Annotated in this window: 14 protein-coding genes; 7 read left to right on the top strand and 7 right to left on the bottom strand. The window is 43.3% G+C overall.

The features are described from left to right. Positions 1-259 precede the first annotated feature (259 nt). From EWV66_RS04055 to EWV66_RS04030, 6 genes are all read left to right on the top strand, one after another. Positions 260-1039, top strand: a complete 780-nt coding sequence (locus EWV66_RS04055; RefSeq protein ID WP_081417917.1) for an ABC transporter permease — start codon at positions 260-262, stop codon at positions 1037-1039. A 197-nt stretch (positions 1040-1236) separates the two neighbouring features. Beyond that, the gene (locus EWV66_RS04050; protein ID WP_002787359.1) at positions 1237-1701 is read left to right on the top strand and encodes a hypothetical protein; all 465 of its coding nucleotides are present in this window, start codon (positions 1237-1239) and stop codon (positions 1699-1701) included. Positions 1702-2027: 326 nt separating this feature from the next. Beyond that, on the top strand, positions 2028-2849 hold the full coding sequence (gene cysH, locus EWV66_RS04045) for a phosphoadenosine phosphosulfate reductase (protein WP_072927673.1): 822 nt from the start codon (positions 2028-2030) through the stop codon (positions 2847-2849). 239 nt (positions 2850-3088) lie between these two features. Continuing rightward, positions 3089-3955 (top strand): alpha/beta fold hydrolase, encoded by an 867-nt coding sequence (locus EWV66_RS04040; RefSeq protein WP_287107699.1) that lies wholly within the window; start codon positions 3089-3091, stop codon positions 3953-3955. A 230-nt stretch (positions 3956-4185) separates the two neighbouring features. Continuing rightward, positions 4186-4482, top strand: a complete 297-nt coding sequence (locus EWV66_RS04035) for a BrnT family toxin (protein ID WP_043995702.1) — start codon at positions 4186-4188, stop codon at positions 4480-4482. Next, on the top strand, positions 4469-4648 hold the full coding sequence (locus EWV66_RS04030; protein ID WP_052276170.1) for a hypothetical protein: 180 nt from the start codon (positions 4469-4471) through the stop codon (positions 4646-4648). The genes EWV66_RS04035 and EWV66_RS04030 overlap by 14 nt, the downstream gene beginning before the upstream one ends. 181 nt (positions 4649-4829) lie before the next feature. Here EWV66_RS04030 and EWV66_RS04025 read toward each other — a convergent pair whose 3' ends face one another. Continuing rightward, positions 4830-4997 carry a hypothetical protein gene (locus EWV66_RS04025; protein ID WP_167341541.1) on the bottom strand — a complete coding sequence of 56 codons (168 nt, stop codon included), beginning with the start codon at positions 4995-4997 and terminating at the stop codon, positions 4830-4832. Between the two features lie 698 nt (positions 4998-5695). On the opposite strand from EWV66_RS04025, the gene EWV66_RS04020 reads away from it, so the two are divergent. Further along, on the top strand, positions 5696-5902 hold the full coding sequence (locus tag EWV66_RS04020; protein WP_002762605.1) for a hypothetical protein: 207 nt from the start codon (positions 5696-5698) through the stop codon (positions 5900-5902). Between the two features lie 185 nt (positions 5903-6087). On the opposite strand, the gene EWV66_RS04015 is transcribed toward EWV66_RS04020, so the two are convergent. The 6 genes from EWV66_RS04015 to rlmN all read right to left on the bottom strand — a co-directional run bounded on the left by EWV66_RS04015 (position 6088) and on the right by rlmN (position 13167). Then, positions 6088-7959, bottom strand: coding sequence for a GTPase family protein (locus tag EWV66_RS04015; protein WP_072927310.1), 1872 nt, complete (start codon positions 7957-7959; stop codon positions 6088-6090). 59 nt (positions 7960-8018) lie between these two features. Continuing rightward, positions 8019-8894, bottom strand: a complete 876-nt coding sequence (locus EWV66_RS04010) for a 3'(2'),5'-bisphosphate nucleotidase CysQ family protein (RefSeq protein WP_052276172.1) — start codon at positions 8892-8894, stop codon at positions 8019-8021. A 214-nt stretch (positions 8895-9108) separates the two neighbouring features. Then, positions 9109-9951, bottom strand: a complete 843-nt coding sequence (locus tag EWV66_RS04005; protein ID WP_052276173.1) for a ChaN family lipoprotein — start codon at positions 9949-9951, stop codon at positions 9109-9111. A 216-nt stretch (positions 9952-10167) separates the two neighbouring features. Beyond that, entirely contained in the window at positions 10168-11367 is a 1200-nt protein-coding gene (gene cpcD/petH / locus EWV66_RS04000) for a bifunctional rod-capping linker CpcD/ferredoxin--NADP reductase PetH (RefSeq protein WP_287107698.1), read from the bottom strand. 287 nt (positions 11368-11654) lie between these two features. After that, positions 11655-11879 (bottom strand): rod-capping linker protein CpcD, encoded by a 225-nt coding sequence (cpcD, locus tag EWV66_RS03995; RefSeq protein ID WP_002772199.1) that lies wholly within the window; start codon positions 11877-11879, stop codon positions 11655-11657. Positions 11880-12153: 274 nt separating this feature from the next. Then, positions 12154-13167: a dual-specificity RNA methyltransferase RlmN gene (rlmN, locus tag EWV66_RS03990; RefSeq protein WP_287107697.1), complete on the bottom strand. Its 1014-nt coding sequence runs from the start codon at positions 13165-13167 to the stop codon at positions 12154-12156. Between the last annotated feature and the right edge of the window lie 356 nt (positions 13168-13523).

The raw sequence follows: 13523 nt of genomic DNA, 5'->3' as shown, positions 1-13523 counted from the left end.
TTCTCGCAAAGCTCGTCAGGATTATTATGGCAAAATTACCTTTTCTTTTATTCAGGAGTTTGAGGCTTTCACATAACAGTACTTGTCTTTGTATTGAAAAATGTGTCCGTCAGTCAGGAAAATTACCTACACAGGGCCAGCAAAAAAGTAATAGATTGGTGTATTCTTGATCAAATAGGGAAGTTAATAATTGGGCATAATGAGGGGATAAAACAATCTCTTAATCTAGGAAAGACAGATATTATTTTGATGAAAGGCTATGGGTATCAGTATCCTGAGAATCTGGGTGATCGCAGCTAATGGTTTTCGCGAGGTTATCCGCGATCGCATTCTTTACTTTATCGGGTTTTTTGCCTTGTTGATGGCCTTCGCTTTGCGTTTATTACCAGAAATTGCGGTGGGAACCCATCAGAAAATCTTTCTTGACTTGGGATTAGCCGCTATCGGGTTATTAGGGGTAATTGTTGCGGTTTTTGTGGGTACAGGGCTAATTAATAAGGAAATTGACAAGAGAACTATTTTAGTTTTGATTCCCAAACCCCTGAGTCGGGCTGAATTTATCCTCGGTAAACACTTGGGTTTGTCCGGGGTTTTAGCGGTGATGTTGGGGGTAATGTTGGTGATTTACCTGCTGATGTTGCTGGGGATGAAAGTATCTTTTCAACCTTTACCCCTGATTGTCTCGGTTTTCTATCTCGGTTTGGAATTAATTCTCATCGCGGCCGTGGCGATCGCTTTTGGGGTATTTACCAGTTCGATTTTAGCCACGTTAATGACTTTTGGGGTCTATCTAATGGGTCACATCAGCAAAGATCTGATCCAATTGGGTATAATCAGCAAAAATCCCAATATCCTCGCTATCACTAAAAATATTTATCTAATTCTCCCAGATTTAGAGAGATTAAATTTTAGAAACGAGGCCGTTTATGGTTTGCTGCCTAGTGCTGATGTCTTAATCGCTAATGCCCTCTACAGTCTCGTTTATACTGGTCTATTATTGGGCATCTCCATCCTCATCTTTTCACGACGACAATTTTAAATAGCGTTGCTGAATCAAGGGATGAATGGCAACTGTGCAGGTTCCCGTGTCAAAGTTAGTTTCGGTTTAGGTTTTAAAAATCCCAGCCAAGAAAATTCAGATCTCAAATCAGCAACGCCTAAAATTGTACTGGCAGAAAAACCGCTCATCGCTGGTAGGAATGGTCAATATCGATTAGTTTATAGACATTATTAGCCATGAAATTAAAGGCACAACTGCATATTTTAAGTCGAGAAGCGGTCAATTACGGACTGGCAACCGTGGTCATGGAAGAAGCGGTTAATCCCGTCCTCGCGGCCATGGCCAGACAGTTAAAACATTTACAATACTATGTGCTTCAGAATAGCGAGGGTGATTGGTTGCTGACCACTTTAGCCCATCGGCAGCAGCCACAACAGGAGAAAAGGGTAATCTATGCCTTTGCTACGGAAAAAATGGCCATATCTGCTCAAAATACCCCCGATTCACCCCTATCAACGCTCCTGATTCCCGTCACCCATCTTTTATTCCAATTATTTGCCCTAGAAAAAGTAGATAGTATTATTTTTCTGGAAAATGCACACACTGCTCAAACGGGAAAAGAAATCTCCCGGACCCAATTAAAGGCCAATATTGAAAAACAACTGCAAAAACTAGCGGTAATTCCTCCCCATCTTGCTTAACCTAGTGTAACCAGAGAGATTTTTGAGAAAGGAGGGTGTCGCTAGTGTGGGCCACACTTCACCCCATCAGATATAGTAGAAGTACAGTATATAGATTCTCAACCGTAAAACGACGGGGTTTTAACCCAAATTTTCGATAAAACGGCCCTCGATTGTCAAGCTGTATCCCTAACAATGAAGCAGTTAAACTAGGAGCCGTCGGAGGCGTAAGTCTCACCCACGTTTCTCAAGGGGAGGAGATGGAGGCGACTCTATTCTCGAACCCTAATGGATAGATTGGACTCTATCAGTATCCGCCGCTACTAATATCTTAAATCTTAGCCAGAATGCCAGATTTACACTTACTTAATTCTCATCCACGGGCCCTAGAAACCGCCTTCATCGCCACTGCCGACCGGTCTTTTTCCTACCCTCTATCCCTCGACCTGGCCAGAATTAATCAACGTTTTGACTCCGCTAACGCCGCAGAAATCGTCGCTTGGGCCGCGGCCACCTTTGGGGAAGGTTTGGTGATGAGTACCAGTTTCGGCATTCAGGCGGCGGTGATGTTGCACCTAGTCACCGCAATTATCCCCGATATTCCGATTATTTGGATCGATACTGGCTATCTTCCCCCGGAAACCTATCAATTTGCCGAAGACTTAAGCCAACGCCTCCATTTAAACCTGAAAGTTTATCAATCTCCCCTCAGTCCCGCCCGCATGGAAGCAATCCACGGTAAACTGTGGTCAAATAACGATCTCGACTCCCTCAATCTCTACGACAAAATCCGCAAGGTGGAGCCGATGCAACGGGCCCTGAAGGAATTAAAGGCCACCGCTTGGTTAGCGGGTTTACGTCGCGACCAAACCGACCACCGCAAAACTCTCCAATGGGTCAATCAACAGGGCGAACGTTACAAAATATTACCGATACTTGACTGGAATGCCAAAACCATCTACGAGTATCTGACTAAATACGATCTCCCCTACCATCCCTATTTTGATCTGGGTTATGTCTCCGTCGGCGATTGGCACTCCAGTCGGCCTTTAACCGCCGATGATAGCAACGAACGAGACACCCGTTTCAAGGGTTTAAAACAAGAATGCGGTCTTCATTTACCCTTAACCCCCGGAGAAGCACAAAGTCTCGACGCAAGCTCCCTTTAACTGCTGGGGTGGGAAAATTGCCGGTGCGACGGTTCCTAGACGTTAGACAATGGTTATTAGACCTCTTGTAAAAATCAAAAATTGTTGTTAGGGTTAGGAGTCAGGAGCCAGTAGTCAGTAGTCAGGAGAATTAAGAAGGAGTAATAATCAGTTAAATGGTCTATTTACAGACTTTATGCCATTTAATCCTTATTTTTGCCGTTTTTGAACCCTGAAAAATTAATTATGCAAGAGGTTTATTGATTGTTAATCCCCCATTAACCATGGCTATTTTAGAAAATTTTCTCGAAGTCGGCTCTCTCAAGTGGTTCTATCGACAGGTTAACCCCGCTCAACAACCGGACACAACCCCCGTCATTCTACTCCATGGTTTACCCGCCCATGGCTATATTTGGCGGGAATTATTGACCAGTTTAGAAGAATATAACATTAATGCCATTGCCCCCGATTGGATCGGTTCCGGTTTATCCGCTAAACCCGATGCCAGAGATTTCGCCTACACACCTAACGCTTTTTGTCAAGCTTTGTCCGATTTTATTCAAGCTCTCCAATTGCCGAAAATCTCCCTCATTGTCCAGGGTTTTTTAGCCTCCGTCGGGTTACAATACGCCCTAGAAAATCCTGATAAAATTGAGCGCTTGATCATCTTAAATACTCCCCTCTCCAGTGATGTTAAATTACCCTGGATAATGAAACAATGGGGGATACCTTTCCTCGGAGATATGGCGACTCAAGATCCCTTATTAGTCGATCGTACTTTAGAAACCGGTAGCGGTTTTGTGATTAGTGATGCAGCTCTGGCTATTTTCCGTCAACCTTATCTAAAAACTTCGGCAGTAGGTCGCACTTTAGTGGCTACGATTCGCAATTTAAACCTATCGAAAACCATGGCAGAAATTGAGACAGGTTTAGAGAACTTTGAAAAACCTATCCTTTTTGTCTGGGGAATGGGGGATCCTTGGTTATCTTCTGTCACTGTCGAAAAATTAGCCACTAAATCAGGAGTGGAATTAATCTCCCTCGCAGAAGCAAAACACTATCCCCAAGAACATTGGTCAAAAGAAATTAATCCCCAGATTATTAATTTTCTCGGACGCAAAACCTGAAGAGCTATTTAAGGTGATGCAGAAATTGTCTCAATTACCCTTCTCTGATTATAGTAGAAGCGGAGGCTTCGCTTTTTCAAAATTTCTGCGTTTAGGGCTAGTAATTTATCGATATAACAAAAAATTATTGAAGTTTAAATAGTGATAAAAATTTTTGTTCGTTCAAAACGATAGGTAAGGAGGAGATATAGGAATAATTCTCTACAAAGACAATTTTTGGAGATTTATTTATGCAATTTAGAGAATTTGACTGGGATCAGTCTAAAAGATATTCTAATATAGAGAAGCATGGGATAGATTTTGCGGCTGTTCCTCCTATTTTCGATGGTCACTGTCTAATCAGAGAAGATAATCGCCAAGATTACCAAGAAATAAGGATGTGTTTGCTGGGACAATTAAACGGGATAATCTGTTATGTTGTCTATACTATAAGAGGGGAAACTTGCCGATTGATTAGTGCTAGGAGAGCAAACGAACGTGAGCGAAGAAAGTATCAAGAGAGTATCCCCCAAGATGGGGATTGTTAACACAAAAGAGGAAAGGCAAGATTTAACCGATTGGGAGCGAGTTAAATCGATGAGCAATGCAGAAATCGAGGCTAATGCTTTGTCAGATCCCGATGCGCTTCCTTTTGATGATGATTGGGAAAATGCGGCGATTATTTCTGCTTACAATAAATTAACATCTCAATAATTGCTAAAACTGATAATTGTCTCAGGGTTACTTGTTATGAAAGTTTAATAGACTGTTGTTCAAGAAAATAGTGATAAAATTTTTTGTTAGCTCAAAACAATAAGCAGATAATCATTTGATAGTAATCATTCCACATTATCCTCAAATCGAATTACTTAATATTGATTATTTGAACCATATTTTAAAGTCTATGTATATAGGCTTGATGATATCTCCATGCTTCTAAAATACTTTGTAATAATTCATCTTTTGAAAAACAACCAGAATCAGCTACATCTTCAATTTGTCTGATTAGATCATCTTCTAACTCCAATTCTAGCATACTCACTTGTTTAGTTGTGTCTGCCATACTTTTATCTATCTAAAAGTTGATGGAACTATCATACCATAGGAACTCAGCACTGTGGTATCTATTAAACCCCACAATATACCCACATTACACCCATTGCTATGCCTTGCATATATGTATATGTAATACCACCTACTAAATACCCTATTATCCCCCCTGTTGTACCTAAGCATGAATAAAACCTAAGATTATTTTAGTTAAAATTTGCGAAAAATAGCATTTTAATAACAAATAAGTCGATAAGTCGATGGTATTTGACCTATTGCACCCATTAAGTACCGTCAGGACTCGTTTATGTTGACTTAACATATCTGGTGCGATTGCTTGACATATCTGGTGTAATTAGGGTAAGATAGGATACTGTAGTTAGGATGCTAAGTTTCTAAAGGAAGACTACTATGGACATCTATAAGAAAGGACGATGACAACCCTTAAATCAGACTGTAGGGTCAATTCATGAATTGACCCTACTATAGTTCATGAATTGACCCTACTATATTTCATGAATTGACCCTACTATAGTTCATGAATTGACCCTACTATAGTTCATGAATTGACCCTACTATAGTTCATGAATTGACCCTACTATATTTCATGAATTGACCCTACTATAGCCCTCGATGGTAAAAATGGCTCTTCTCGACCTTACAGATACCACCATCGATATAATCAGTAATTCACTAAATTAACAAAAAAAAATGGCTACCAGACAATTTCGAGTAAATCTTAGTCAAAAGGACTCTGAATATCTTAAAGAAATAGCTAAAGAGCTAGACTTAACAGAGTCTGAAGTAATTCGCAAAGGATTAAAACTCATGGCTTTATATGCTAAAACTGAGACGGAGGAAGATACTCAATTAATACTGCAAAAAGGTAATGAACAGAGACCACTACTAATTGTTTAGTTATGACCAGTGATTCAAAAAATGAGACAGGGGAAGTTAACAATCCAAAAGATCCCAGCGCTTCTTTGGCTCTTCCAAAATCGGTAATTTTAGTACAAAGGCCAGAAATCTCAACCCCAGAAACCTTTCCTCCCCACTCTCCTATACTTTTAAAGTGGAATAAAGTTTTAGTTTAATTAATCTGGCTACAGGCCTGTTTTTACCGTCTCTAAATACCCCTGATAACTTGACCGGAACTTTTCGATCGATAAGTCCTTTGTCCAATATTCTACCAGAGCATGACCCCAGGCCCAAGCTTCCCTGTCGGCAGTGCTAGAATTTTCTAATAGTATTGGCCAAAGTGCCAATAAATCAAAACTTTTATTCTCCGTATTTAAGAGAGAAGAAAGCTCGTAGGCCATCTGTAATTTACCGATCGCTACTGGTAATTGTTCCACAGGAATTTGTTCAGCTAAAAGATAGGCTAAAGTCGGTCTTCCCGTGGCTAAAGTGGAGATAAAACCGAGAATAGGACTTTTTAATAGGGCCGTTAAACCTTGTCCCGTGGCCATCTGTAAAGTATAGCGATCGATTATTTTCGCCGCTGCCAGGGTTCGAGTTTCTAAATCGGCTAAAAAACGGGCCAAACGCAACTGTTTTGCGGGTGAAATTGCCCCCAGCAAAGCGATTGATAACTCCTCATCCCCCCAAGCTTCTCTATCCAGCTGTTGACTGACCATCGGCAAAATGCGATCGCAGAGATCCTCGAATAATTCCGCCCGATACTGCAAGCATTCGCGGATATTGACTTCTTTGGGACTTTCTCCCGTCAGCCAATTATAGGGGGGTTGCCACTCTCGCAGCGGACGCAGGCGATCGACTTGAGAAACACAGACTATAACTGGTAAATTGTCAATAGTTTGTTGCAAATCTTTAAGAAAAGCCTCATCCATAGCCAGGGCGGGATCGAGGGCGGGAGTTACCAGAATCAATAAATCGGCGTTTTTGGCGTAATTAAGAACCTTTTGCCGATCATCGGCCCGATTTGCCTGTTCGTAGCCCGGGGTATCCCAGAGGATTAACTCGTCCCCTTCTGGGGTTTGCCAATGGTAGGATTGGATCGCGTCGGTACTGGGCAATAGATCCACTTGGGCTAAATCGGCCCGAAAGAGAGTATTAATTAAACTGCTTTTGCCGGCCCCGGTGCGTCCAACCAGCAGAATGTTAACCGGTTGGCGATCGATTTCCGTGATCGGTTCCGCTTGGGCGAGAATTTCCTTGAGAGTAGTAGTGGCGATTTTGGTTTTGGTGGGGAGAGTGGGGGCGAGATTACTGCCACTGTAGAGTAACACCGCTTGGCGAGAGAGATTTCTTAGGGCATTTTCCCGCAAAACTTGCCCTAAATTGACTAATAATTGCTGATCCGCTCGATCGCTGTATTTTTGACTGGCCACTTTAGCCACAGCCGCGGCGGGATTGATTACCCATTGCGCCCAATTCCAGACCTGCCAAAGTTTCTGGGCCGAGGGTTGCAATTTTTGATAAACTTCGTAGGCCTGATAGGCTTGGCCGATGGTGATTTGATTCAGGGCCGGGGAAAGATTCTGCATCCAGCGATCGCTATCATCCACGGTTCCCCGAATTAAACCGTAGGCCTGGGGAATGTAAATATTTAATAAGGGGTACTTGACATCGGGGTAATAGATCTGAGCGATGGCACTGACCAAATCCTGACAGCGTTGCCAAAAAGTCGCCCAATCTTCCCAAACCGGCCGATCATTGCGGGCCTCGACGATAATCCTCTCGATAATTTCCTCGACATTGCCCCCGGAATCACCGTCAGGAGGGGTTAATTCTGCCTTAATTTCCCCAATGGTGGCTTCGATTTCCCCGACCACTGGGCGCGTCCATTTGACCAACAGGAAGCGCCAAGCGACAAAAATCAGGGTAAAAACTGCCCAAATCCAATTTAAACCCCATTGATTGATCTGGAAACTGGCGGCCACGATCAGAAAGATGACCACGGCTGCGATCGGAACTGCTAAAATCAACCCTTGCCAAGTTTTTAACCGTAACATTGCTCGATCTGGTTTTTTTCCATTCTACCGATCTCTGATTCTCGGTTAGGAGGCAGAAATTAGACAGTGGCATCAATTTGGGCGAGGATTGCTGTGGACAACTGACAAAGTTGTTGATGACAAGGACCATTACTGGCCATGATCCCCCCCCATTGCCGCACATCGCCGCGATTATAGCGCACCGGTTGACCGTCAAAATAGGAAAATTTGCCGCCTGCTTCCGTTAAAATCAACTCTGGAGCGGCAAAATCCCAGTCTTTAGCCGCCGATTTCCCCGATAGGGAGATATAAACATCGGATTTTTGTTCGAGGATCGTGGCAATTTTACAGCCCACACTACCCACATAATTTTTATCCAAGAAGGGTATTTGACTTAATAAATTATCAAAACGTTGGTTGCGATGGGTACGACTAACCACCAGATAGAGGTCGGTAATTTTATCTTTATTGGCAACTTTTACCTGTGTAATATTGCCGTCGCTAGTTTCTAGAAAAGTGCCTTTTCCTTTTTGGGCAAAATAGAGTTTTTCTTGATCTGGTAGGGCAACCACGGCGATGATCGGTCTTCCTTGATAACATAAGGCGATATGTAGGGCATATTCTCCCGTTTTGTCGATAAAATCGCGGGTTCCGTCCAAAGGATCGATAATCCATACCCAATCTTTCGGGATAGCTTCATTACCCTGGTGGGTTTCCTCGCTTAGATAACCAAAGTCGATATCAGAGAAATTTGTTTGTAATTCCCCTAAAATATAGTGATTTGCCGCTAAATCCGCCGCTGTCACTGGTCCGCCTTTTTTCTTCTCGTTGATGGCTAAATCCTGTTCACCCCGGTGGTAGGATTGGAGAATTTTAGCACCACCCCAACCGACGGCACGAGTCACAGCTAAAATGCGATCGAGTGTTTCGGTATCTTGACAGGTTAAATTAATCATAAAATAGCCTCAGTTTTTCAGACTTATTATCCACTAAATTAACTGCGAAATTTAAAGACTGGCTTCTTATACCATTTTTCTAAAGTAATGACAGAGATGGTTAATTGCCCTCACCCCCCCGACGTCGGGGGGGTGAGGAGGGGTAAGATACCTGCCAAGAATAAAGAAAAATGGTATTAGCTTATCATCCCTTGTTTCCTAACCTCCGACTTGCTTAATTTTGCCCTTGCCAAAAATAATCGGCGGGTTTTTTGGTTTCTGCTGGTGATGATTGAGGAGCGTCTCCTAAGAAAACCGAGCGCTGGCTGACGCGATCGCCTAATCTTCTTTGGACTCGACTGGGAATACCGTAACCGTAGGCAATATGACCTTTTCCTGCTAGGACGATGATCTGATATTCGGGATGAGCTTGCCAGAATTTAGCGATCGCATCGGCCATGGTTTCATCCCAGAGAACCTGTGCCAGAAAAAAGCGATCGAATCCCTGACTACTGCCCCCCGTGTGTTGCTCATAAACGGCTAAGATCTGTTGACGGTATTCCTCGTTATCCTGGTTTATTTCGCTTTTAGGGGGGATGTAGGTCATTTCTGAGGTGGAGAGGCTTTCTAAGCCCTCCCGTGCCACTTTTCTAGTGATTTCCGTGGGTGTATTTAGGGCGATAGCTGGTAGTTTTTTCGCCTTGGCCAAGCGCAGGATCGGGGCGTAAAATTCCCAATCAAATCCCCAACGTTGGTCGTATTCACTTTTTTCTCTCAACTGATTTTCGCTAATTTTGCCGGCTAAATACTGATCCAAATAGATTTGGTAAGGACGTTGAAACATCTCAAAAGCGATCGCTATTTGGGGATTATTAGCCTGTAAATACTCGATAATAGCTAATTGGGCCTGATGGTCGGCCTGACTATCGTGCCTTTCTCCCAGATAAATAATCTCGGCTGTTTTTAAATCGGCCAGAATTTGTTTTTGGCTATTAGTAAAACTCCAGGCCTGGGGCAGCAAAATAAACAGTAGGCAGAGGGCAAGGAAAACGGGAAAAAAGCGTCGAGAGAATTTCATCTTTTTAAAGGTCTTTTAAAAAACCTAAGTAGATAGGTATTAAAAACTTTCAGATCCCCCCGCCTATCGGCACCCCCCTTATTAAGGGGGGTAGGGGGGATCGAACCTAAAATCCATTTTTAATTTAATTATAACCAGCTACTTATCTTAACCGAAGCCAAGACAAAAAGGGTGGACAATGCCCACCCGCAAAAATTTTCAGAGAACCTTTCTGGTTTAGTAGGTTTCTACGTGCCAGCGATGTTCTTTTTTCAGTTGTTTCTGATAGACAGACCAATCGGTGCCATTTTTATTGGCAGCACCACTGATAGCATCGTCGATACCATCTTCCATCCCTTTAAGTCCGCACATATAAGCGTGGGTTTTGGGACTTTGGAGTAGATTCCAGATTTCGTCAGCGTGTTCGGCTACCCGGTGTTGAATATACATTCTGCCGCCCTGGGGATTTTGCTGTTCCCGGCTGATGGCATAGGTGAGACGGAAGTTATCGGGGAATTCCGCCGCGATTTTCTCTAATTCTTCTTGGTAGAGAATATTGGCCGTTTTGGGAACTCCGAAAATCAACCAAGCTAGACCTTTGAATTTATAATCTTCGTGTTGTTCCTTGAACATCCGCCAGAGGAAAGCTCGGAAGGGAGCGATTCCCGTCCCGGTGGCCATCATAATGATAGTGGCATCTTCATCACTGGGCAGCAGCATTTCCTTACCCACCGGACCAGTAATAGCCACATCGGCACCCACCCCTATATTACAGAGATGGGTGGAACAAACTCCATAAACGGTTTCCTTGGTTTCTGGATGTTGGTATTCTAACTGACGCACGCAGAGGGATACGGTTTTATCGTCTAATTTATCACCATGACGGGTGGAGGCGATCGAATAGAGTCTCAATTTATGAGGTTTGCCATTAGCATCGGTACCCGGAGGGATAATACCGATACTTTGCCCTTCTAAATAGCGTAAATCGCTCCCGGAAAGGTCAAAGGTGACGTGTTTTACGATGCCGATACCCCCCTCATCAACGAGAGGATAATTCTCGATACATTTGCCGATAAAGGGTTGATTCGGACGGTAGATGTTGACGGGGATATCTGTTTTTTCTTTCGCTTGAGTCATGGCCTTTTTCTTGGTCTGTTCGGGGACGGGCGATGATTGAGCGATTGGCTGTGGTGTGGAGGCACTAGAAACAGTTGCTACGGGGGCAATCCCATTGAAGGGTTTGATGCTGACGATACGACCACCTAAACGGGTAATCCGACGCATTTCTTGATTCATGCGACTGTAGGGAACCGTGAAAAACACGCTTCCACTCTGACGGATTGAATAATCCAAGCTGTCAGTATTGTCGTTTTGATTGAGACCCGCCACTTCGTAAACAAATAAACGGTTTCCCGCTAGTGTACTCGGACTGTACATTAAATATAACTCCCAACTCAAGTCACGATAATCGTTCCATAGTTTAGCCTACCATCGGTATACTACACCTAGGCCTAATTGAGAGTTATCTTAAAAAAACCACAGACATCGCTTTTATCCTTTTGGATAGGATAGGTCAAGTCTCTGGTTAAAATCTGTTACATTTGCAGCATTTTACTTTTTATTAAGATTTATGTTACTTTTGCCCATTTATGCTAGAAATCCCCCTGGTTGACCTGATGAGGACAAGAGCGGGGGACAGATATTAGCAATAATTATTTTATGAACTACTCGGCCGCAGCAGCGTTTAAGGGTTTAATGCTGACGATGCGAGCGCCTAAACGGGTAATCCGACGCATTTCTTGATTCATGCGGCTATAGGGAACGGTTAAAAAGACACTGCCACTCTTACGAATAGAATAATCTAGGTTATCAGTCTTGTCATTTTGACTCAAACCGACGACTTCATAGACAAAAAGGCGGTTTTCTTTGGCACTAGAGAGACTTTGCATCGAAATGGCTCCTACATTGATGTTATAGTTCTCTAGTTTAGCCTAGCAGGGAGACTAGCAATCTAGTTAGGGTTTGCGGCAAAAAGTTTCTCGTGGGGCCAGGGTGTGGGGTGTAGGGTGTAGGGTTCTATTTTAAGGCACTTTTCCCCTGAAATTTCCCCCCGATCCCTCCAATGGCTGGCACTTTTTGATTTCCCCAAAGTCTAAAAGTCTTAACCAACAAGGTTTTTAGATTTATTCAGCCAACGCTAGTTAATGGCCGATTTACGCCTGTTTATTGTACCATGACGCTCGATCGCAATTGTCCACAGGCCGCATCGGCCGCTAAACCTCTGGAATAACGGACAGTAACGGCGACTTTTTCCTGTTCTAAAATAGTTTTAAAAGCCTTAATTCTCTTTTCATCAGGCCGTTGATAATCCACCTCCTGAATGGGATTATAGGGGATTAAATTGACGTGAGATTGAAAACCTTTTACCAGTTTGACTAATTCCCTTGCGTGTTCGGGTAAATCATTCACTCCCGCTAAAAGAATGTATTCAAATGTCACCCTTCGTCCCGTGATTTGAACATATTCCTGACAGTCTTGGATCAGATTACTTAGGGGATAATGGTCGGCACTGGGGATTAATTTGGCTCGAACTTGTTGATTAGAAGCATGGAGACTAACAGCAAAAGTTACTTGCAAATTATGTTCGGCTAGTTGCTTGATTTTCTGGGGTAATCCCACCGTAGAAATCGTTAAACAACGCTGACCGATCCCCACATCTTGATTCAGGGAATGAATCGCTGTCACCACTTCGGGAATATTTAATAAAGGTTCCCCCATCCCCATAAACACCACATGACTAACTCGCTGTTGAAAATCCTCCTGTACTGTTAATACTTGGTCAACGATTTCATAGGCTTTTAAATTACGAGTAAAACCCCCTTTTCCCGTGGCACAAAAATCACAGGCCATCGGGCAACCCACTTGGGAAGAAACACAGACTGTCAATCTTTTTTCACTAGGAATTCCCACCGCTTCGATAATTAAACCATCGGCCAGTTTTAGCAGATATTTACGAGTGCGATCGGGTGCTACACTGCGATAATTTATAAGGGAACGACCGATAGGATAATCCGCCAGCTTGCTGCGCCATTCTTGGGGGAATACGGAAATATCCGCCAAAGAATGCACCCCTTTTTCGTATAGCCATTGGTGTAATTGTTTACCCCGATAAGCGGGTTGTCCCTGGTCTTTTACCCAGTCGGTCAGTTCCTCTAAAGATTTCGCTAGTAAAGTCATAATTGTTATCGTTGATCGCCTTATCATTCTAACCGATCAATCATCCCTAGTAGCAAAACCGTGACAAAATTGTATTGATTAATTGACATTTTTTCCCTTTGCTCCTTCTCTAGTCTTTGTTAGTCAATTAAATACTTAAAACTATAACTTAAGTAGGTAGGTGTTAAAAGTTTTCAGACACCCCCCTTATCAAGGGGGGCAGGGGGGATCCCCCCGCCTATCGGCACCCCCCTTATCAAGGGTAGATCCCCCCGCCTATCGGCACCCCCCTTATTAAGGGTAGATCCCCCCGCCTATCGGCACCCCCCTTATTAAGGGTAGATCCCCCCGCCTATCGGCACCCCCCTTATTAAGGG

It is taken from the genome of Microcystis sp. M_OC_Ca_00000000_C217Col (assembly GCF_007095585.1).
Classification (GTDB): Bacteria; Cyanobacteriota; Cyanobacteriia; order Cyanobacteriales; family Microcystaceae; genus Microcystis; species Microcystis panniformis.
The sequence above is the reverse complement of the archived record's forward strand: the minus strand, read 5'-3'. Positions and strand labels throughout refer to the sequence as shown.

Excerpts from the sequence above, each read along its gene's own strand:
- EWV66_RS04055 (WP_081417917.1), top strand. The coding sequence starts at position 260 with ATGGGTATCAGTATCCTGAGAATCTGGGTGATCGCAGCTAATGGTTTT.
- EWV66_RS04050 (WP_002787359.1), top strand. The coding sequence starts at position 1,237 with ATGAAATTAAAGGCACAACTGCATATTTTAAGTCGAGAAGCGGTCAAT.
- cysH (WP_072927673.1), top strand. The coding sequence starts at position 2,028 with ATGCCAGATTTACACTTACTTAATTCTCATCCACGGGCCCTAGAAACC.
- EWV66_RS04035 (WP_043995702.1), top strand. The coding sequence starts at position 4,186 with ATGCAATTTAGAGAATTTGACTGGGATCAGTCTAAAAGATATTCTAAT.
- EWV66_RS04030 (WP_052276170.1), top strand. The coding sequence starts at position 4,469 with ATGGGGATTGTTAACACAAAAGAGGAAAGGCAAGATTTAACCGATTGG.
- EWV66_RS04025 (WP_167341541.1), bottom strand. The coding sequence starts at position 4,997 with ATGGCAGACACAACTAAACAAGTGAGTATGCTAGAATTGGAGTTAGAA.
- EWV66_RS04020 (WP_002762605.1), top strand. The coding sequence starts at position 5,696 with ATGGCTACCAGACAATTTCGAGTAAATCTTAGTCAAAAGGACTCTGAA.
- EWV66_RS04015 (WP_072927310.1), bottom strand. The coding sequence starts at position 7,959 with ATGTTACGGTTAAAAACTTGGCAAGGGTTGATTTTAGCAGTTCCGATC.
- EWV66_RS04010 (WP_052276172.1), bottom strand. The coding sequence starts at position 8,894 with ATGATTAATTTAACCTGTCAAGATACCGAAACACTCGATCGCATTTTA.
- EWV66_RS04005 (WP_052276173.1), bottom strand. The coding sequence starts at position 9,951 with ATGAAATTCTCTCGACGCTTTTTTCCCGTTTTCCTTGCCCTCTGCCTA.
- cpcD/petH (WP_287107698.1), bottom strand. The coding sequence starts at position 11,367 with ATGTACAGTCCGAGTACACTAGCGGGAAACCGTTTATTTGTTTACGAA.
- cpcD (WP_002772199.1), bottom strand. The coding sequence starts at position 11,879 with ATGCAAAGTCTCTCTAGTGCCAAAGAAAACCGCCTTTTTGTCTATGAA.
- rlmN (WP_287107697.1), bottom strand. The coding sequence starts at position 13,167 with ATGACTTTACTAGCGAAATCTTTAGAGGAACTGACCGACTGGGTAAAA.